We start from the raw sequence: 21,293 nt of genomic DNA on the forward strand, positions 1-21,293 counted from the left end.
CTGGTGGGGCTCTATTTGCAGCGAAGCCACCCGTTTAGGAGCCGTTTTTGGAAAAACAGCCCCTAAACGGGTGGCTTCGGCTTACCTAAGAATTCAGGTTCCTGAGTGATAGATTAAGCTTTTTGCCGTTTGCCGTCTACCAGCATCTTCAGTTCGTTGAGTTTGAGCAGCGCCTCTACCGGCGTAATGGTGTTGATGTCCAGTTTCTCAAACAATTCCTTAATGCGCACCAACTGCGGATCGTTGAGTTCAAACATGCTGAGCTGGTACGGCTGCTTGGGCAGAGTTTTGAGGGTTTCCTGCGGATCTTGGTGCGGGTGGCTGATTTTCTCCTGCTCCAGGTGGTGCATGATTTCATTGGCCCTAAGCACAATACTGTTGGGCATACCCGCCATCTGCGCCACCTGTATCCCGAAGCTGTGGGCACTGCCACCTTCCACCAGTTTGCGCATGAACAAGATTCTGCCGTTGCTTTCCTTCACGCTCACGTTAAAGTTGCGCACCCGCGGGAAATCCTCGGCCAATTGGTTCAGTTCATGGTAATGCGTCGCGAACAAGGTTTTAGCCCGGCCTTTAGGCGCGTTATGCAGGTGCTCCACAATGGCCCAGGCAATGGAAATGCCGTCATAGGTACTGGTGCCCCGGCCAATCTCATCCATGAGCACCAGGCTGCGGTCAGAGAGGTTGTTCAGGATGCTGGCCGTTTCGGTCATCTCCACCATGAACGTACTCTCGCCGCGGCTCAGGTTGTCTGAAGCGCCCACCCGGGTGAAGATTTTGTCAATCACGCCCACCTGCGCCGCCTGCGCGGGCACAAAGCAGCCAATCTGCGCCATGAGCACAATTAAAGCCGTCTGCCGCAACAGGGCACTTTTACCGGCCATGTTTGGCCCCGTGATGATAATGATCTGCTGGTCGTCGTTGTCTAGCCTGATGTCATTGGGCACATAGCGCTCCCCCACCGGCAGTTGCTTTTCAATAACCGGATGGCGGCCTTGCGTGATATTGAGCACGGTGCTCTCGTCTACCTCGGGCTTCACGTAATTGTTCTGGGTGGCCAGCTGCGCGAAATTGGCCAGACAGTCCAGCATACCCAGGGCTTTGGCGTTCTGCTGAATCTGGGGCACAAACTCGGCGGCACTCAAGACCAGTTCATTGAAGATGCGCTGCTCAATCACGAACAGCCGGTCCTCGGCGTGCAGGATCTTTTCCTCGTAGGTTTTAAGCTCCTCGGTGATGTAGCGCTCGGCGTTCACCAGCGTCTGCTTTCTTATCCAGGAGCTGGGCACTTTGTCTTTGTGGGCGTGCGTCACCTCCAGGTAATAACCGAACACTTTGTTGTAGGCGATTTTCAGGCTGCTGATGCCCGTGTTCTGCACCTCGCGCTGCTGAATCTGCAACAGGTAATCTTTGCCCGAAAACGCAATGGCCCGCAGCTCGTCCAGTTCGGCATCAATACCGTTCTGCACCATGTTTCCCTGGTTGGTGAGTACCGGCGCATCGGGCTTCAGGACTTTCTGGATCTCATCTCTAATGCTCTCGCAGGGCAGCAGTTGATCGGCCAGCTTCTGCAGGGCGGGCACGCCGCTCACCGCCAATAGTTCTTTAATGGGTAGGGTAGCCTCCAGCGCCCGTGCCAACTGCAACAACTCTCTGGGGTTCACCCGGCGCACCGCCACCTTAGAGATGAGGCGCTCCAGGTCACTGATCTGTTTCAGGTAGTGGTGGATGTCATGCAACAGTTCTGGACGGGCCTGCAAAGCCTCCACGGTATCTAACCGCCGCCTGATCTGCGCTGCATCCTTTAACGGCAGCACCAGCCACTTGCGCAGCAACCGGCCGCCCATGGGCGTAATGGTGTTATCCAGCACGTCAATCAACGGCACACCCTCGGGGTGCTGCGGATAGATCAACTCCAGGTTGCGCACCGTGAAGCGGTCCAGCCACACGTACTTATCTTCCTCCAGGCGGCCCAGCGCCGTGATGTGGCGCAGGTCGTGGTGCTGGGTCTCGGCTAGATAGTGTAGGATGGCCCCGGCCGCCGTGATACCCTCCGTGAGCGCCTCCACCCCAAAGCCTTTGAGGGTTTTGGTATTGAACTGCTTGGTGAGCGCCTCCAGCGCGAAGTCATAGCTGTACACCCACTCATCCAGCGCATAATGGCAGAAATCATTGCCAAAAGTCTGGAAGAATGTTTCTTTTTTGCCTTTGCAGAAGAGCACCTCGGCGGGGCTGAAGTTCTGGAGCAACTTGGCGGCGTAGCCTGCATCACCCTGAGCCAGCAGGAATTCACCGGTAGAGGCATCCAGTAAGGCAATACCCACCAGTGGCCCTTTCCCGAAGTGAAGCGAGGCCAGGTAATTGTTCCGCTTCTGCTCCAACACCTGATCGTTGAAAGACACCCCCGGAGTTACCAGCTCCGTTACCCCCCGCTTCACAATGCCTTTCACGGTTTTGGGGTCTTCCAGCTGGTCGCAGATGGCTACGCGTTCACCGGCCCGCACCAGTTTGGGCAGATAGGTATCCAGCGAATGGTGCGGGAAACCGGCCAATGCTGTCTCTGCCGCCGAGCCGTTCCCCCGTTTGGTCAGCAGAATGCCCAGTATCTTGCTGGCTTTGATGGCATCTTCGCCAAAAGTCTCATAAAAGTCCCCTACCCTGAAGAGCAACAGCGCGCCCGGGTGTTTCGCCTTGATGGCATTGTATTGTTTCATCAGCGGCGTAGCGCTGAACTCTGCAGATTTGGCCAAAACTCTTGTGCTAAAAAGGTACTGTGCTGCGGCTCCAATGCTGGACTCAGGGTTATTTCCTGTTTCCGCAAGACCCACTTCTTTTGATCTCTCCTGTGTGCGTTTAGCGGCTCTTTTTTGAAAAACAGGCGCTAAACGCATCTGTCCCTGCTTTGTGTTACCTTTGCGTCTCATCCGGCCTGGCCGAAAATGAATAAGATATGCGTAAGTTAAGCATGGACGAACTCCAACGTGACTCGGTGGAGGACTTCAAAAATAAGCAAAAAAATCCGTTGGTTTTGGTGCTGGATAATGTGCGGAGCCTGCACAACGTGGGCTCGGCGTTCAGGACCGGAGATGCCTTTGCCGTGGAGAAAATCTATCTGTGCGGGATTACCGGCACGCCGCCCAACAAAGAAATCCACAAAACTGCCTTGGGCGCCACAGAATCTGTGGATTGGGTACACGTGCCCACTACGCTGGAGGCTGTGGAAGGACTAAAGCAACAGGGTTATCAGGTATGGGCTGTGGAGCAGGCCCAGAACAGCACGTCTTTAGCTGATTTCAAGCCGCATGTAGATGCTAAATATGCCTTCGTGTTTGGGAATGAGGTGTTTGGCGTGGAAGAGGAAGTCATTGAGCAGGCAACCGGTGTGCTGGAGATTCCGCAGTTTGGGACCAAACACTCCCTCAATGTGAGCGTGACGGTGGGCGTGGTGGTATGGGATTTCCTGAGCAAAAGGCAGTAACTTATTGTCAAGCTCAAGCGCTCCCTTATTTTTTGGATTCCAGAATGTGTATAAAAAGAGTCGGCCCACTCAGAGGAGTGGGCCGACTCTTTTTATATGGAATTTAACGCTGCTTATTTCTTGCTGCCTTTGGTTACTTCCTGTACCATAGACAGGAAATTTCCTTCTGGCTTAGCCTTGAATTCTGCATACGCAGTAGCCTGGCGAGTGTTCAGGATTTTGTACAGGTCACCCTCAAAGCTGCTTTCAATTTCTTTCAGGCGAGCGTCAAGCATCTCGGCGTCATTGCTGTACATTTTTGCTACCTCAGCGGCCTTAGCTAAACGCTTTTGGTTCAGGGCTCTTAATTGAATGTACTCATTCTCGTTTAAACCCATTGACTGCACCATGAGGCGAGTTACTGAATTACAGGTTTTCTCCAGCGCTTTGTTCAAGGCGGGGGTGTCTTGCGCCATGGCATTAACCGCTAGAGCAAATAAAAGACAGAGGGTGAGGGTAAAATTTTTCATGATGTGGACAGTTTGTTAATTTCGGATTAGATAAGGTTTATAATGGTGAGGGCGTAGCATATGGGGCTACAGGAAAGGGTATATTCTTTGGGTTTAGCGTCTGGCAAAGCGTCTCCCCAGCTGGTCATTTGCGCTGGCTAAGGCATTTTGGGCGTCTTTATGATCTGGATGGTAAGCAAGGAAAGCTTTCAAATCTGACACGGCGCCTTCCAGTTGGTTCAGGTCCATTTTCACGATGGCGCGGTTGAACAACGCTTTGGAATGCTCAGGCTTTTCAGTTACTACTTCGTCCAGATCGCGCATGGCCCCGAAGAGATCGTCCAGAAAGTATTTGGCGGCGGCTCTTCCATATTGTGCTTCCGGTGATGAGGCTTTCTCCAGCACCGCATCAAAGTCTTTGAGAGCTTCTTTATAAGCCCCAATTTCCAGAAAGGCGTTTCCCCTACCAATCAGGATACTCGTTTTATCTTCGGGAGAAAGCTCTTCAGCGGCTGAATAGTCCTTGATGGCCCCATACAGATCGCCAAGCTCCATTCTGGCAGCTGCTCGGGTTACGTAGGCCTGTACATTTTTAGGCTCTTTCTTCAGGAGCTGAGACATCTCCTTGATCTTCTGCTTAGAGGCAGAAACCAATGGCATATCTTCTGTGAAAGCAGACACTTGCAAAGAGGCACCTATCAAGCATAATACAACTAGAATCAACCTTGCCACTTGCATCTTTTTTGTTTTTAATTTTAATATAAAATGAATGTCTTTAATTTTTAACGTGAGTAGTCCCTGTTGCGGATCTCCACAAGCGCTAAATATTTCAATTGTTTAAAAGAATGTGACAAATATATTAAAACAATCAGAACGAAAGCAAGAAGCAGTAGTAAAAAATATATAAAAAAATTTCTAAAACAAAAAAAAGCCTGTTTTTAGGCTGTATACGAAGGTTTTTATAGCTAACTTTTTCTTATAATTTCTCATTACAAGCTTCTTCCAACAACAACTTGCCTTTATCTAAGCTTAAAATTCTTCTTAAAAAGTAATATTATCAATCTGCCCCTAGATAAGTCAAACCAGAATAGGTTTATTCTTACTTATAACTATCCTCATCTAAGCCAGTCTGTTTTCAAAGTAGATTTTATTTTTGAGCACTAAGAAACGAATCCATTGAGCAACAGAGTACTCAGATGACAAAGCGAGGGAGGTGCTAAGAATTAAGGTAATGAAGTAGGCACAAGCAATCCTGCACTATCCAAAGTTGCCGCTGGTCAACCTTTCCACAACTGAGGCACTAAAGCCAATCCCTTAGCTTCACTCAGTCTGAGAACTATGGAAGGAGGAGATCTAGTCAGTTTTGCCCATATTTCAGAAAAAGCCTCGCTAAACGCGATTCAGGAGATGGGCAATTAGAAAGCTCAACCAAGCTGCATCATGAAACACAACTCATAAAATCTGGCATAGTTTAACTGTTACCTTCCTGAGGAAGCTATACCTTGGCACCTTTCTGCTCAACTAACAGGAGTTCCGCTATTTTTTAAAGAAACTGTTGGAAAGCAGCAGGCCGCAGATGCTTGGGAATAGGAGAATCTTACTTCATGCCTACAACTCTATACTCATTTGTAGCGCCACTACTGACAAAGCCTTAAACATAAAAAGCCCTGGCTCCCATGGGAGCCAGGGCTTTTTATGTTTGGCAGAATCTTGGTTACACCATGTACTTATATAAAGTTGGCTACCTGCTCCCGGAAATTCGATTTAGCCGAAGAGCGTTTGCTGTTTCTTTGGTCACGGATGCTTTCCAGCGCCTGCATGGCCTTCGGATCACCAGACACATAGTTGATGGTCAAGTGGAACGCCTGGCTCAACTCAATTCGGTTGCGGTCTAGGTCACACACGGGCAACTCTGCTTCCAGGTCGGCCAGTGTCATGCCTTCTGCATACAGATCATACTTCTCCAGCACCTTCTCCGCAAAAGCTTTGTATTGATCTTGCGTAGGTCTTCTGATAATGGTCTGACCCAGAATAAAGTGACCATCAATAAAATGGAGACACTGTGTTACACGTACAGAACCAATTGAAGAGTTGTAGAACAGAATCTCATGTCCATCTACCTCCATGCCTTTGTGCGCATGCAGGTTAGGCTTGCCTAAAATTTGTCTTGCTTCCTTCACAGAAGCCCCAAACTCTACTCCTCTGAAATTGATGGTAGCGCTGGTGTTAGAGATCACCCCCTTTTTGGGAGCAACAATGTTCAGCAAACTTACTATGGTGCGGGGGTAATTGGTCTTATCGAAATACTCCTCTTTCGTTAAGGAGTGTGTCTCGTACCCCTTTTTAGATTTTGCCGATGAAGATTTCTGCCACAATAAACCAAACATTTCTATTCCTTAGTTAAAATTCTGTATGTTAAGACGTTTCTTCTATTTCTAAGCTGTTTTCAAACGCTTCTGCAACCATTCCTAGCCACTGCGTCTATTCTATTTCTTAAGCTATTTACCAAGGCTATTTTATTCTTCAAAGAGATTCTACGAAGATTATAACAAGTTCTTTATTTCATGTAAAACCAAAAAATACAAAATCAGTAGTAGTGCAAATATTAGCAGGCATTATACTAAAATGTTAATATTCCCCGTTGCTCTATCTTCATTCCTCCTGCTAAGTCTTTAGCTGCCACACTACCGTTTATATCTCTTGCCAAAAGCTTTTACACCCCCTCTATAATCCTAAGACAAACTTACTTTAGTCCAAGTTACACAAAAGAAATAAGGCTCACTTGCCAATAGCTCTCCTGCTAGCAAAGGAGCGGCTCAAGTTTATTTCTTCGGGCCTTTTCATCCATAGCTTATTAGAAAGCAGTAGAACTCAAGGGCACCTGCCTCTACTTTGCCTCTTCAACTCAAACGGCTTCTCACCTAGCACTAAAGCCACGTCTTTCACAGACCTTCCTTTTATACAATAGTCAAAACCGCAGATAATGATAGCTGCGCCGGGGCTAGTTCCTACACGTATTCCCGTCCAAAGACCCCACGGAGCACGTGGCACCCAGACCACATCCTTTCAAAAGCAGAAGTGATGGCATTGCTTCTTTCTCCAGACTCCATATTAATTCTGCACAAAAAAGCGTTCTGCCCTGCACGTCCTTCTTCAAGGCTCCGGCCCTTTCTGTTTAGCGGCTCTTTTTTGAAAAAACGGCCCTAACCGAGAAGGATACATCTACTGCGTTCGGTGCTGCTCTCTCCCCTAGTTGTTTTAGGGCTTATTTTGGAAAAAGAGCCGTTAAACGCATTTCAACAACTCCCAAAACAATCCTTACCTTTGCAGCTTAGTTTCTAAAGAACAGACACAATGCTTCGTTCACACACCTGCGGCGAATTACGCCTGGAGAATGTTGGTCAGGAAGTGAACCTGACCGGATGGGTACAGAAATCCCGCGACAAAGGCGGCATGCTTTGGATTGACCTGCGCGACCGCTACGGCATTACGCAGCTAAGCCTGGAGGAAGGCGTTTCTGAGGCCTCGGTTCTGACCACCGCCCGCACGCTGGGCCGCGAGTACGTGGTAAAAGCCACCGGCACCGTGATTGAGCGTATTTCTAAGAATGACAAAATCGCCACCGGCGACATTGAGATAAAAGTAACTGCGCTGGAAATCCTGAACCCCGCCAAACTGCCTCCCTTCCTCATTGAGGACGACACCGACGGCGGCGACGACCTGCGCATGAAGTACCGTTACCTGGACCTTCGCCGCTCGCCCGTGCGCAAAAGCCTGGAGCTGCGCCACCGCATGGGCCAGCAAACCCGCGCGTACTTAGACGGCCAGGGCTTTATTGAGGTAGAAACGCCGGTCTTGATTAAATCCACCCCCGAGGGAGCCCGCGACTTTGTGGTGCCCAGCCGCATGAACCCCGGCGAGTTCTACGCCCTGCCGCAGTCACCGCAAACGTTCAAGCAGCTCTTGATGGTGTCTGGCTTTGACAAGTACTTCCAGATTGTGAAGTGCTTCCGGGACGAAGACCTCCGCGCCGACCGTCAGCCCGAGTTCACCCAGATTGACTGCGAGATGTCTTTCGTGACGCAGGAAGACATCCTGAACACCTTTGAAGGTTTAGTGAAGCACCTGTTCAAGACCGTGAAAGGCATTGAATTGGGAGATTTCCCGCGCATGACCTACGCTGATGCCATGCGCCTCTACGGCTCAGACAAACCAGACACCCGTTTTGCCATGCAATTTGTGGAGCTGAATGACCTGGTAAAGAACAAAGGTTTCAAAGTGTTTGATGATGCCGAGCTAGTGGTGGGCATTAACGCCAGCGGCAGCGCCCATTTCACCCGCAAGCAACTGGATGAGCTGACTGATTTTGTAAAGCGTCCGCAAGTTGGAGCCACCGGTTTGGTGTATGCTCGCGTGCAGGAAGACGGCAGCGTGAAATCAAGCGTTGACAAATTCTACTCTCCAGAAGATTTAGCGCAATGGGCCCAGGCTTTTGACGCGAAGCCCGGTGACTTACTGCTGATCTTAGCCGGCTTCGCCGATAAAACCCGTAAAGCTTTAAATGAACTGCGTCTGGAGATGGGCAGTCGTTTAGGCCTGCGTGACAAAGACACGTTCTCCACCCTATGGGTACTGGACTTCCCGCTCCTGGAGTGGGACGAGGATAGCAACCGCTACCACGCCATGCACCACCCGTTCACCTCGCCCAAGCCCGAGGACATGGACCTGATTGACACCAACCCCGGCGCCGTGCGTGCCAATGCCTATGACATGGTGATCAACGGTGTGGAAGTGGGTGGTGGCTCCATCCGGATCCATGACCGGGGCGTGCAAAGCCGCATGTTTAACCTGTTGGGCTTCACGCCCGAGGAAGCGCAGGCGCAGTTCGGGTTCCTGCTGGATGCCTTTGAGTACGGTGCGCCTCCGCACGGGGGTATCGCCTTCGGGTTTGACCGTCTGTGCTCGCTCTTTGGCGGGGCAGATTCTATCCGCGACTTCATTGCGTTCCCAAAAAACAACTCGGGCCGTGATGTCATGATTGATGCTCCTTCCCCTATCGTGCAAGCGCAGTTAGATGAACTGCAGATTGACGTGAGATTACGCGGATAGTTATTCGTTATTAGTTGTTCGTTCTTAGTTCAAAACGGGTGAGGTCTGGGAGATCTCGCCCGTTTTGCGTTTTTGGCCTGTTTTGTGAAAAGTAGGCCAAAAACGTAAAACGGCACAGAGACGCTCGCAGGTCCTCAGGACGATCCGAGGTCTTTTGGACATGAATAGTAGAAGAAACTGGCGCGAGTCTGTAGACTCGTGCCGATGGATTTGTGGAATCTCCAGACTCCATTTTACGTGTTGCTGATGGTTCCTGGCGAGTCTGGAGACTCGCATCATCCCGTGTCACGAGACTTTAGTCTCGCGACAGCGTGGAACATAGGGGCAGCGTGGAATATATAAGTGTATAGAGAAATGGGCAGGTTCTTTGAAACCAGAAAATCAAGTGCTGACCTCGTAGCCTCCGGAGGTCCTGCGAGCGTCTGTGGCAAAAGCCGTTTTTGGCCTACTTTTCCCAAAACAGCCCGAAAACGGAACAGTCCGACTTCCCCTTTCCAACAGCCACCACCAGCAAATAACCCCTTCACCGTTCACCCTTTGCAATTACCGCTCATCATATTTTGCTTCGCTGGCGAGGCTTTAGGCTGCACCTTTGGGTCAATCAATCGCACAAACCTTTAATCATTCTACCGCCATGAAAACAAAAGTTACTTCCCTCCTTCTTCTGCTGGTATGCCTCGTGTGGAGCGCACAGGCCAAAGCACCTTCTTTCAATGTAGTGAAAACCGGCAAAGGCCCTGCCATGATCTTCATTCCGGGCTTGAACTCGGCCGGCGAGGTTTGGGATGAAACCGTGAAGCATTACCAGAAAAACTACACCTGCTACGTACTCACGCTACCCGGTTTTGCGGGCCAGCCCGCGGTGAAAACAGAGCATTTCCTGAACAGCGTGCGGGATGAAATCATTGCCTACGTGCAGGAGAACAAGCTCAAGAAACCGGTGCTGGTGGGCCACAGCCTGGGAGGCTACCTCACGTTGGCCTTGAATGTAAAAGCACCAGAGCTATTTGGGAAGACGGTAGTGGTAGATGGCTTGCCGTACATAGGTGCCGTCCAGAACCCGGCCGCCACCGCGGAGAGCATTAAGCCCATGGCCGACCAGATAAGAAACTCCATGAAACAGATGAACCCGGATGCCCAGAAACAGCAGGAAGCCAGCTTTGGCGTGACCATGGCCAATGATTCTGCGCACATCAAGAAAATCATTGAATGGGGCAGAAAATCTGATTACAATACCACCAGCCAGGCCATGTATGAGATGTACTTCTCTGATTTGCGCCAAGACATAGCCGCCATTAAAGCCCCTGTCTTAGTGCTGGGTGCCTGGTACGGGTACAAAGATTTTGGGATCACCAAAGACATCACCACTAATATGTATAAAGCGCAATTCGCTAAATTGCCTACCGCCGAAGTCAAAGTAGCCGATACCGCCAGGCACTTCATCATGTATGATGAGCCTGCCTGGATGCTGGCCCAGATGGACGCTTTCCTGAAGAAATAATCGCCAGCCTAATCAACTCCATGACTGCCACCCGTCATCATAAATGGTATTGGGTCTGCCAAGCAATTGGCTGGACCTTTTACCTGTTTATTGGGCTCCTGATGAGCTTCCTGTGGTTTAAAAAGCAGCAAGGCATGTACAGCGTACAGTTTGTGGGCACGGGTATTTTTCTGGTGCTCACGCATCTGCAACGGCATTTCAGCCACCGGTACCGTTGGATAGATTTGCCCATCGGGAAATTGGTGCTGCTGGTGCTAGCGTATAATGCGGCGGCGTCTATGGTCTGCCAAGTGCTGGTGAGCGTGTTTATGCTGAGCATTGGCCTGTTCACCTGGCAGGAATACAGCTTTGGGTACCTAGTCATGTATTCGGCCAACGGCCTGGTGATTTTGAGTTTCTGGTCTACCCTTTACTTTGCGTTTCAGGCCGTGCAGCGGTGGAAGCAGAAAGAAGTAGAGGCCTACAAACTCCAGCTGTCTTTGCGCGAGGCAGAATTGCAGGCCATTCGGTCGCAGCTAAACCCGCACTTTCTGTTCAACAGCCTCAACAATATACGGTCTTTGGTGCTGGTTGACCAGAACAAGGCCCGGGAGATGATCACCAGGCTTTCCGCGATGATGCGCTACGTGATTGGCTACAACCGCAATAATCTGGTGAGCGTAGCCGAAGAGCTGGAGTTTCTAGACAACTACGTGGCCCTGGAAAAGATCCATTTTGAGGACAAGCTGCAATTCTCTGCCCAGGTAGACACAGAAGCAAAAAAAGCCGCCATTCCGCCGTTGGGTATACAGCTCCTGGTAGAAAACGCCATCAAGCACGGCATTGGGACCAAATTGGAGGGAGGCAGAATCCATCTTTCCCTGCACCGGCAGAACGGGCATTTGCAGGTACAGGTAGAGAATACCGGTACCTTGGCCACTGCTTCTTCCTCTAAAGGTATTGGCATAGAACGGCTGCTGGAGCGGGTGAGCCACTCCCTGGAACAGAAAGGAGCCTTTGCCTTAGCCCAAACCTCAGAACACCTTGTGACCGCCACCCTCACGCTGCCTTACAGAGAATATGAGAATCTGCATCATTGAAGACTCCCGACTGGCCCGCCTGGAGCTGAAGCACCTCTTAACCAAATTTCCGGACTTGGAACTCATCGGCGAAGCCGAAAACGCCGAAGAGGGCATACCGCTGATAGAAGAGCACCGTCCTGACTTGCTGTTCCTGGACATTCACCTGCCCCAGAAAAACGGTTTTGAGTTGCTGGCAGCGCTAGACTACACACCGCAAGTCATCTTCACCACCGCCTATGACCAGTATGCTTTAAAGGCCTTTGAGCGGAATGCGCTGGATTACCTCATGAAGCCTATTGAGGAAAGTCGCCTGCGCCAAGCCGTGGAGAAAGCCCTGGCCAAACAGGAGACTACCAAACCTGCCTCGGCTCCTAGCCTGTTAAGCGAGGAAGACCGCGTGTTTGTGAAAGACGGAGAACGTTGCTGGTTTGTGGCTTTGAGACAGGTGCGCATGATAGAATCTAACGGCAACTACGCGTTCCTGTACTTTGACCAGGAGCGCCCCTGCATCCTGAAGTCCCTGAACTACCTGGAGACCCGCCTGGACCCGAAGGTGTTCTTCCGGGCCAACCGCCAGCAGATCATCAACGTGAACCACATAGCGCAGATCAACCCTTGGTTCAGCGGCAGCATCAAGATCCAGCTCAGAGGCGGCGAGGAAGTGGAAGTAAGCCGAAGGCAAACGCAAATCTTCAAGGAGCTCATGAGTCTGTAATGCGTTTAGGGGCCGTTTTTCAAAAAACAGCCCCTAAACGCAGAATTATATACTGACCAGCAGAGAGCCTCCGCTCACCCATGACTCTAGCTGCCCATCTGGTTTAAGCCTGATTTTGGAAAAATAGCCCCTAAACGCAAAACAGAAGAGGCACCCTTGGGTGCCTCTTCTGTTTTATAGGATGTAGTATACGTTTACAGCAAGTTGCTGAACAGACCAGGCATTACACCCATCAGCACCGTGAGCACCACCAGGGAGATCAACGTAAAGGTTGCCAGTGGATCAACAGAGATACGGTCTCCGGCTGGTTCTTTCATGTACATAGCAATGATCACTCTGAAGTAGTAGTAGATACCAACAGCAGACATAAGCACCGCAACTACAATCAGCCACAGCAGGTCTTTCTCCAGCGCCGCTGAGAACAGGAACAGTTTCCCGAAGAATCCTCCGGTTAACGGAATACCCGCCAAAGACAGCATGGCCACCGTCATGGCAAAGGCCAGCAGCGGGTTGGTCTTCCCTAAACCATTGAAAGAAGTGTATTCATCAGAACCACGTTCATCGGCTACATATTTTAAAACCCCAAATGCAGCAATGGTCGCTACGCCGTAGGCCAGGGAGTAAAACAGGATGGCGTTCTCTGAACGATCATTGAAAGAGGTAAGCGCAATCATGAGGTAACCCGCGTGCGAGATGCTTGAATAAGCCAGCATCCGTTTCATGCTGGTTTGCGTCACCGCCCCAATGTTGCCTATGATTAGGGTAAGTACGGTGATGGCTACCACCGTTGGGAACCACTGATCATACACGCCCCCAAAGGCCGCCGACATGAGCTTGTAGAAGGCAGCAATACCCGCCGTTTTCACTACGGTAGACATGTAGCTGGTAAAGACCGTAGGCGTACCTTCATACACGTCTGGCGTCCAGAAGTGGAAAGGCGCGGCCCCAATCTTGAAGGTAATACCTACCAGCACCAGCAGTAACCCCATCAGCAGCAAAGGTGCAGTACCCGGCTCCATTCTGATAGCCGCATCGGCAATATCAGTCAGGTAGAAAGCACCGGTTGCGCCGTACAACAAGGCCACCCCAAACAAGATAATACCTGTAAAAAACGAGCCCATGAGGAAGTACTTCATAGAAGCTTCGTTAGACAGGATGTTGCGTTTGTCAGAGCCCGCCATGATGTACATGCTGATAGACATGATTTCAATGCCCAGGAACAAGACCAGCAGGTTCTCATATGTTACCATCATGATCCCGCCCACCAGCGCGAACAGCAACAGTGAGTAGTACTCCGCCAGGTTGGCATTCTCATTGATCACATACCGGCGGGAGAAAGGCAGAATAAATAAGGTGGACAACACCATCACCGCCGTAAAGCCAACGGAGAAGTTGTCGGTGGAAAGCATGTTGCTGAAATAGCTTTTGGGCTGGTTCCAGTCTAACAAGGTAGCCCCCAGTGCCACTGCCAAGAACAGCAATACCACGGGCATGAGCACTCTTTTGGATTTCATGAACCCTACGAATAGGTTCAGGATACCGAATATGGAGAGTAGAATTATGGATGTCATGAGCAGGTAATTTCCTGTGTATGAAAATAGCGTCAGGTTAGCGTTTGATCACGTCCAGCAGTTTCAAAACGGATGGTTCAGAAAGACTCAGGAACGTGTTAGGGTGCAAGCCAATCCAGAAGACCATCACGACCAACGGCACCAACACCGCTTTCTCTGTGAAGGTAAGATCGGTGAAACCGCGGGTAATGTCGTTTTGCTCGCCAAACATCACGCGCTGGAACATGCGTAACATGTACACAGCTCCCAGAATGATGGTGAGACCGGCAATAGCGCCCATCCAGTTGTTGTACTGGTACACGCCCATCAGAAGCAGGAACTCGCCCACAAACCCGTTGGTCAGCGGCAGCGCCACCGTTCCCAGCAACAGCACCAGAAAGCAAACCGATAGGAATGGCGTGTTCTGTGTAATTCCGCCCATGGCGGCAATCTCACGGGTACCAATGCGGCTCTGGATAATGTCAATGATGAAGAACATGCCCACTACGTTCACCCCGTGGCTCAGCATCTGCACCATAGCGCCTTGCAAACCGTGCTCGTTCAAAGTGAACAAACCGGCGGCAATCAACCCCACGTGTGAAACAGAGGAGAATGCCACCAAACGCTTCATGTCCTGCTGACGGATGGCAATGATAGCACCATAGATAATCCCGATGATGGCTAGCACCATTACCACCGTAGACCATTGGCTTACGCCTAACGGCACCACCGGCAGTAACCAGCGTAGCACTCCGTATATACCCATTTTCAGCATGATACCAGACAAGAGCATGGTACCGGCGGCCGGGGCTTCAGAATATGTGTCAGGTTGCCAGGTATGGAAGGGGAATACCGGCATCTTGATCGCAAAGGCAATGAACAGGAACCAGAACAACCAGCTTTGGGTACCGGCATCCAATATTAATTGATAGAAAGCTACTTCTTCAGAGCTATGCGCGCCCGGGGTCTGGAAGTACAGATACACAAATGCGGCCAGCATGAACAGAGACCCGAAAACCGTATAGATAAAGAACTTGAACGTAACACGTACCCGGTTCTCTCCGCCCCACATCCCGGCAATAAAGTAAATCGGGATGAGGGCTACTTCCCAGAAGAAGTAGAATACAAAGGCATCTAGCGCCGTGAACACACCCACTAGACCGGTTTGCATGAACAGAATGAGCGCGTAGAAAGAAGAAGGTTTCTCGTAGTTGTGCTTAAACGTAGACAGGATGATCAAGGGCACCAGGAACACGGTCAAAAGCACCATGAGTAAGCTGATGCCATCCATGCCTACTTTGAACATGATGCCGGCATCGGCAATCCAGGGCTCATTGAGCAGGAATTGGGTACTGGCGTTGGGGGCAAAGTTGATCCAGGCCCATACTCCCAGCACCAGTTCCACCAAGGCCGCGCCAAACGCGACTTTCTTGGCTCCCTGTCCTTTTACCAACAGTACCAGCAGTGCGGCCAGTGCCGGCCATAAGATTAATAAAGCGGTTAACATGTGGTTGGTGGTATCAGATAATAAAGTTCAGCAATAAGATTAACGCGATGCCCAGCACCATCAGGAGCAGGTAAGACCCGGTAGCACCGCTCTGCACAAAGCGCAGGGTGCGTCCTCCGCCTAAAGTCACCTTCCCAAACCCATTCACAATTGGGTCAATGATGCCTTTCTCTACAAAGCGATACAAGCCGGTAGACAAGCCCATCACAGGTTTTACAAACAGGGCGTTGTAGAGTTCGTCCACGTAATATTTGTTGTACACCAGTTTGTGCAACGGTGACAAGGCAGCCCCTTCCTCGGCGGGAACAGTTCTTTTCTTACCGTAAATCACGTAAGCCAATATGATGGCCACTACTGCCACCGCCACTGAAACCGCCATGAGGATATACTCTGTCTCATGTGACAGGTGGTGGGCTTCAAAGGCACTTGGCACGGCTCTTCTGGCCAACTCATATACCGGCGAAAGGAAGTTGCCCAGCATATGGTTCTCGCTGAAGACTGCTGGTAATCCCATGAACCCGCCAATGGTAGAAAGTATGGCCAGGATAATTAAAGGAATGGTCATGACGGCCGGAGACTCGTGCAGATGGTGGCGCTGCTCCTCTGTGCCTCTGAAGTTTCCGTAGAAAGCCAGGTACAGCAGACGGAACATGTAGAACGCCGTCATGAAAGAAGTCAGCAGACCGAAGGCCCACATCACTTTGCTGTGCATGAACACGTGCGCCAGCAACTCGTCTTTAGAGAAGAAACCGGCAAACGGCGGAATTCCGGAGATAGCCAGTGTCCCGATCAGGAAGGTCAGGAAGGTAACAGGCAATGCTTTCTTCAGACCACCCATTTTGCGCAAATCCTGCTCGCCGCTCATGGCGTGAATCACGCTACCAGCCCCCAAGAAAAGAAGCGCTTTAAAGAAAGCGTGCGTGAGAACGTGGAACAGCGAAGACGAATAGGCCATCACGCCCAGCGCCAGGAACATATACCCTAACTGGCTCACGGTAGAATAAGCCAATACTTTTTTGATGTCGTTCTGGAAAAGACCAATGGTAGCGGCAAACAAGGCGGTGGCCAGGCCAACAATAGCTACAACTTCCAGCGTATCTGGAGCCAAGGTGTACAACACGTTGGAACGGATCACCATATAAATACCGGCCGTTACCATGGTAGCCGCGTGAATGAGGGCAGAAACCGGAGTTGGACCGGCCATGGCATCTGGTAACCAGGTATATAGCGGCAACTGGGCAGATTTACCCATGGCTCCCACAAACAGCAGGAGCGTAATGGCAATTACTACCCCATCATTCACCTCGCTCAGTTGAGTGGCTTGGTTGAAGACCTCACCGTAGCTCACGCTACCGTAGGTGATAAATATTAAGAATATTCCCAGCAGGAAACCTAAGTCCCCAATGCGGTTGATGATAAAGGCCTTCTTGGCAGCGTTGTTGTACGGGGTCACTTTGTTCCAGAACCCAATGAGCAGGTAAGAGCAAAGCCCTACGCCTTCCCAGCCCACAAACATCATCACGTAGTTGGAGCCCATCACCAGCAGGAGCATGGAGAACACGAACAGGTTCAGGAATGCGAAGAATTTACCGAAGTTCTCGTCATGGCTCATGTAGCCGGCGGAGTAGATATGAATCACAGATCCTACCCCGGTTACCAACAGCAGCATGATGAGCGACAGCTGGTCAATCTGGAACGAGAACGGAATCTTGAGGGAACCTACCGAGATCCAGTTGAAGATGTCAGTAGTGTACGGGCGGTTGCCGTAGCCTTCAAACCCGAAGAACAGGTACAACGACAACAGGAACGAACCCAGCACGGTGGCACAACCCACCAGTCCCGCCAGCCCTTTCGGCAATTTCCGATTACCCAGTCCGTTAATCAGAAACCCGATCAGCGGCAGGAGCGGAATCAGCAAACACACCCAGGTCATCTCAGCGTTGTTTGCCGGCAAAATAAATTCTTGCATTTGTTAAAGCGTAAATGGAACGGTATTCTTTATAGAATCTAGTAGAGCGGCAAACCGCCTTACCACTTCAGTTTGTTCAGGATATTGATGTCAGTGGAGCGCACATTGCGGTAAATCATCACAATAATGGCCAAGCCCACGGCTACCTCGGCGGCAGCCACCGCCATGATGAAGAACACAAAGATTTGCCCGTTAGGATCTGAACGATACGAGGAAAAAGCCGTAAGCAGCAGATTGACGGAGTTGAGCATCAACTCAATGCACATGAAAATAATGATGGCGTTACGGCGGGTAAGCACCCCAATAATCCCGATACAGAAAAGGGCTGTGCTGAAAAACAGGTAATAGTTCAGCGGGATGGTCCTAATGACCTCAGGAATATCATTCATGATAAATATATTGGTGAAATAAGCGTCTCAGGCACCTGGCAACAGCACCCAAAGTTATTCCCATTTTTTGGTAAAACCATAGCTAACGGCACCTTCTTCCCCAGTGCCCCGGCTCCTTATAGCTTTACTGCCTTTGCGTTTAGAGGCCGTTTTCTAAAAAAGAGCCCCTAAACGGATGTAGACAAGGCGTGCCTTCTGGAACCGGCAATAAAAAAGGACAACAGTGAAGCTGTCCTTTCCAGCCCCTTTGCAGGAGCTTAAAATCTATTTTGTTCGCCGGGCTCGCGCTTACCTAACATCACCGCTCCGGCCATAGCGGCCAGGAACAGCACGGAGGCAAGCTCAAACGGTAACAGGTAATCTCTGAAAAGCACTTTCCCCAGGTTTTCTACCATACCTATCTGCGAGTCAAACACGGCGGTATTGGCCAATTGGGTATCTACATCTTTCAAAGCGGCAATCATTACCACAAATAGAATACCACCGGCAATAACTGCGGCAAACTTACTGAGCATGGGTTTATGCTTTTCTGTGTCTTCGCGCATGTTCAGGAACATGATCACGAAGAGGAACAACACCATGATGGCTCCCATGTAGACAATGAAGTTCACCGCCGCCAGAAACTGGGCGTTGAGCAGAATGTAATGCCCGGTTAGCGCGAAGAAGGTCATGATCATGAACAACACGCTGTACACCGGGTTTTTAGAGGCCACTACCCCAATAGCGGCAAAGAGGGTCAGGAAAGTGAGGAAGTAAAAGAAATTACCCGTCATAGTTTTGTCTGTGATTAACGCGCGGCGGCAGATGATGTAAGTTCAATGGGCATTGGCTCTACCAGACGGTCTTTGCCGTAGATAAACTCATCGCGCTCGTAGCGGGCCGGGGCCAGTTTATCGTTCTGTAGGAAGATGGCCGCTTTAGGGCAAGCTTCCTCGCAAAGGCCGCAGAAGATGCAGCGCAACATATTGATTTCGTAGCTTACTGCGTATTTCTCCTCGCGGTACAGGTTCTCCTCGCCTCTTTTGCGTTCGCCGGCTACCATGGTAATCGCCTCGGCGGGACAAGCCACGGCGCAAAGACCGCAGGCGGTACAACGCTCTCTCCCCTTCTCATCACGCTTGAGCACGTGCAAGCCGCGCCACACCGCACTCATAGGCCGGGTTTCCTCTGGATACTTAATGGTTGCTTTCTTCTTGAAGAAGTGACGCATGGTGATAGACAAGCCTTGGAAAATAGCCGGGAGATACATTCTCTCCGACAGGTTCATGGGCTTCTTCTCCAGCTTCTTTGCTCTATTACTTAATGACTGCATATCATTTAAATCTTTAAAGGTCTGTAAAGACTCTCCTTTCGCTAAAAAGAACCTCTACCTCTGGTAGCTAACGCTTACTGGAAAAACTCCTGCTTTAACAGAATGGCACCGCCGGTCAAGATCACATTGGCAATGGACAAAGGAATCAGGATTTTCCAGCCCAGGTTCATCAACTGGTCATAGCGGAAACGCGGCAGCGTCCAGCGTACCCACATGAAGAAGAAGATGAAAAAGAAGATCTTACCAAACAGCACCACGGTACCCAAAATGGTCACCACATTGTGCGGCAAACCTAGCTGATCCATGAACGGGAAGTTATAACCGCCAAAGTACAGGGTAGACATCACGGCCGAGGCCACAAAGATGTTCACGTACTCCGCAAACAGGTACAAGCCCATGCCCATGGAGCTATACTCAGTGTGGTAACCGCCAATAAGTTCGGTCTCGCACTCAGGTAAGTCAAAAGGCACACGGTTGGTCTCCGCGAAGGCGCAGACAATGAAGATCAGGAAGCCGAGCGGCTGGTAGAAGATGTTCCAGTTCATCCCGGAGATCCCGAACAGCTCCTCGCCCTGCTGTGCCGCGATGTCACGCATTGACAAAGTGCCGGTTACCAGCAAAAGGGCAATGATAGACATACCCATGGCCAGCTCATAGCTGATGTTCTGCGAGGCCGCTCTAATGGCACCCAACAGGGAGAACTTGTTGTTGGAAGCCCAGCCCCCAATCATGATGCCGTACACACCCAGAGCCACAATCCCGAACACGTACAGAATCCCGATGTTCACCTCAATGGCCTGCAAGTGAATAGCTTCACCGCCAATGATTAAAGTACCGCCAAACGGAATCACCGCGCTGGACATACAGGCCGTTAACATGGCCAGCGAAGGACCGGCAATGAAGAGGAACTTGTTTGCATTAGCCGGCACGAATTCTTCTTTGAAGAACAACTTCACGGCATCGGCCAAGGGTTGCGCCAACCCAAACGGGCCTGCGCGGTTAGGACCAACGCGGTCCTGGATGAAAGCAGCAACTTTACGCTCGGCGTAGGTAGAATAAGTGGCAATCAGCAACGTCACGCCGAAAACGGCCAGGATGATGAGTGCTTTGATCAATAATAAGGATAGCTCCATTATACTTGTCTTCCTAGGTTAAAAGGAGTGTCTTTCAAATCTTCCTCAGTTGAGCCTGGTAAATTAGGCACCACCGGCACATTCAACACGGGCAACTCATAGTGGTTGGTGGAAATTACCGAACCACGGTCAATTTTACGGGGTCCTTCAATAGTCCAATCATTCGGGTCTTTGTGGTCGAAACGGCACTCGTTGCAGATGAACTCCTGCACCTCGTTGTACTGGTCTTTGCGGGCAGTTACGCGCAGCACGTCGTTGCCGCGCATCCACAGCACCGTTTTACCGGAACATTTAGGGCAGTCGCGGTGGGCGTCTACCGGTTTGGTAAACCACACGCGGTTTTTAAAGCGGAACGTCTTGTCTGTCAAAGCACCTACCGGGCACACATCTATCACGTTTCCGGAGAACTCGTTGTCAATCACGTTTTCAATGTAAGTCCCGATCTCGGCGGCGTCTCCACGACCCAACACGCCGTGCACGCGTTTCTCAGCAATCTGATCGGCGGTGTACACGCAGCGGTAGCACAGGATACAGCGCGTCATGTGCAACTGAATCAACGGCCCTATATCAATTTTATCAAAGGTGCGGCGCTCTTCTTCGTAGCGGGTGCCGGAGGTACCGTGCTCGTAAGCGAAGTTCTGCAGATCACACTCCCCGGCCTGGTCGCAGATAGGGCAATCCAGCGGGTGGTTGATCAACAGCATTTCCACCACGCCTTTGCGGGCGGCCAGTACGTCTGGGTTGGTAGTGTTCTCCACCACCATACCGTCTTGCACCGGGGTAATGCAGGAAGCCACCAGTTTAGGCATGGGACGAGTATCTTTGGCAGAACCGGCCGCCACCTTTACCAGACAGGCGCGGCATTTACCGCCGCTTCCTTTCAAAGGGGTATAGTAGCACATGGCCGGGGGCACCACCTCGCCGCCAATCTTACGGGCTGCGTTAAGGATGGTAGTTCCTTCCTCTACCTCCACCTCTATGCCATCAAAAGTAATCTTTACCATGTTTTGTTTATTGTTGCTTGCTGATGGATAGTTGTTCATCCTCCAGCAAAGGACTATTACTTGTATTTCTGTTTAGA

Annotated in this window: 17 protein-coding genes; 5 read left to right on the top strand and 12 right to left on the bottom strand. The window is 50.7% G+C overall.

Annotated features, from left to right (window positions below):
- Window positions 1–113 precede the first annotated feature (113 nt).
- Window positions 114–2,714, bottom strand: coding sequence for a DNA mismatch repair protein MutS (gene mutS / locus EFA69_RS02130; RefSeq protein ID WP_123131501.1), 2,601 nt, complete (start codon window positions 2,712–2,714; stop codon window positions 114–116).
- Between the two features lie 236 nt (window positions 2,715–2,950).
- Between mutS and EFA69_RS02135 the strand changes: the two genes are divergently transcribed.
- The gene (locus tag EFA69_RS02135; protein ID WP_123131419.1) at window positions 2,951–3,478 is read left to right on the top strand and encodes an RNA methyltransferase; all 528 of its coding nucleotides are present in this window, start codon (window positions 2,951–2,953) and stop codon (window positions 3,476–3,478) included.
- Between the two features lie 113 nt (window positions 3,479–3,591).
- Here EFA69_RS02135 and EFA69_RS02140 read toward each other — a convergent pair whose 3' ends face one another.
- The 3 genes from EFA69_RS02140 to EFA69_RS02150 form a co-directional block, all read right to left on the bottom strand.
- A complete protein-coding gene (locus EFA69_RS02140) occupies window positions 3,592–3,987 on the bottom strand; it encodes a hypothetical protein (protein ID WP_123131420.1) in 396 nt (131 codons plus the stop codon).
- Window positions 3,988–4,080: 93 nt separating this feature from the next.
- Window positions 4,081–4,626, bottom strand: coding sequence for a tetratricopeptide repeat protein (locus tag EFA69_RS02145; protein WP_183906657.1), 546 nt, complete (start codon window positions 4,624–4,626; stop codon window positions 4,081–4,083).
- A gap of 1,067 nt (window positions 4,627–5,693) precedes the next feature.
- Complete coding sequence (locus EFA69_RS02150) at window positions 5,694–6,353, bottom strand: hypothetical protein (RefSeq protein ID WP_123131422.1); 660 nt, start codon at window positions 6,351–6,353, stop codon at window positions 5,694–5,696.
- 967 nt (window positions 6,354–7,320) lie between these two features.
- Here EFA69_RS02150 and aspS point away from each other — a divergent pair.
- From aspS to EFA69_RS02170, 4 genes are all read left to right on the top strand, one after another.
- On the top strand, window positions 7,321–9,075 hold the full coding sequence (gene aspS, locus EFA69_RS02155; RefSeq protein ID WP_123131423.1) for an aspartate--tRNA ligase: 1,755 nt from the start codon (window positions 7,321–7,323) through the stop codon (window positions 9,073–9,075).
- Window positions 9,076–9,709: 634 nt separating this feature from the next.
- Window positions 9,710–10,576 (top strand): alpha/beta fold hydrolase, encoded by an 867-nt coding sequence (locus tag EFA69_RS02160; RefSeq protein WP_123131424.1) that lies wholly within the window; start codon window positions 9,710–9,712, stop codon window positions 10,574–10,576.
- Between the two features lie 20 nt (window positions 10,577–10,596).
- The gene (locus EFA69_RS02165) at window positions 10,597–11,655 is read left to right on the top strand and encodes a sensor histidine kinase (RefSeq protein WP_123131425.1); all 1,059 of its coding nucleotides are present in this window, start codon (window positions 10,597–10,599) and stop codon (window positions 11,653–11,655) included.
- A complete protein-coding gene (locus EFA69_RS02170; protein ID WP_123131426.1) occupies window positions 11,636–12,352 on the top strand; it encodes a LytR/AlgR family response regulator transcription factor in 717 nt (238 codons plus the stop codon). The genes EFA69_RS02165 and EFA69_RS02170 overlap by 20 nt, the downstream gene beginning before the upstream one ends.
- A 194-nt stretch (window positions 12,353–12,546) precedes the next feature.
- Here the strand turns inward: EFA69_RS02170 and EFA69_RS02175 are convergent, their stop codons facing one another.
- The 8 genes from EFA69_RS02175 to EFA69_RS02210 form a co-directional block, all read right to left on the bottom strand.
- A complete protein-coding gene (locus EFA69_RS02175; protein WP_123131427.1) occupies window positions 12,547–13,923 on the bottom strand; it encodes an NADH-quinone oxidoreductase subunit N in 1,377 nt (458 codons plus the stop codon).
- A 37-nt stretch (window positions 13,924–13,960) separates the two neighbouring features.
- The gene (locus EFA69_RS02180; protein WP_123131428.1) at window positions 13,961–15,409 is read right to left on the bottom strand and encodes a complex I subunit 4 family protein; all 1,449 of its coding nucleotides are present in this window, start codon (window positions 15,407–15,409) and stop codon (window positions 13,961–13,963) included.
- Between the two features lie 13 nt (window positions 15,410–15,422).
- Window positions 15,423–17,378: an NADH-quinone oxidoreductase subunit L gene (nuoL, locus tag EFA69_RS02185; RefSeq protein WP_123131429.1), complete on the bottom strand. Its 1,956-nt coding sequence runs from the start codon at window positions 17,376–17,378 to the stop codon at window positions 15,423–15,425.
- 59 nt (window positions 17,379–17,437) lie between these two features.
- Complete coding sequence (gene nuoK, locus EFA69_RS02190; protein ID WP_123131430.1) at window positions 17,438–17,767, bottom strand: NADH-quinone oxidoreductase subunit NuoK; 330 nt, start codon at window positions 17,765–17,767, stop codon at window positions 17,438–17,440.
- 257 nt (window positions 17,768–18,024) lie between these two features.
- On the bottom strand, window positions 18,025–18,540 hold the full coding sequence (locus EFA69_RS02195; RefSeq protein ID WP_123131431.1) for an NADH-quinone oxidoreductase subunit J family protein: 516 nt from the start codon (window positions 18,538–18,540) through the stop codon (window positions 18,025–18,027).
- Between the two features lie 14 nt (window positions 18,541–18,554).
- Window positions 18,555–19,079, bottom strand: coding sequence for a NuoI/complex I 23 kDa subunit family protein (locus EFA69_RS02200; protein ID WP_123131432.1), 525 nt, complete (start codon window positions 19,077–19,079; stop codon window positions 18,555–18,557).
- A gap of 74 nt (window positions 19,080–19,153) precedes the next feature.
- Window positions 19,154–20,212, bottom strand: coding sequence for an NADH-quinone oxidoreductase subunit NuoH (gene nuoH, locus EFA69_RS02205; protein ID WP_123131433.1), 1,059 nt, complete (start codon window positions 20,210–20,212; stop codon window positions 19,154–19,156).
- Window positions 20,212–21,216: a 2Fe-2S iron-sulfur cluster-binding protein gene (locus tag EFA69_RS02210; protein ID WP_123131434.1), complete on the bottom strand. Its 1,005-nt coding sequence runs from the start codon at window positions 21,214–21,216 to the stop codon at window positions 20,212–20,214. Before EFA69_RS02210 ends, nuoH begins: the two co-directional genes overlap by 1 nt.
- Between the last annotated feature and the right edge of the window lie 77 nt (window positions 21,217–21,293).

It is taken from the genome of Rufibacter immobilis (genome assembly GCF_003721565.1).
GTDB lineage: Bacteria > Bacteroidota > Bacteroidia > Cytophagales > Hymenobacteraceae > Nibribacter > Nibribacter immobilis.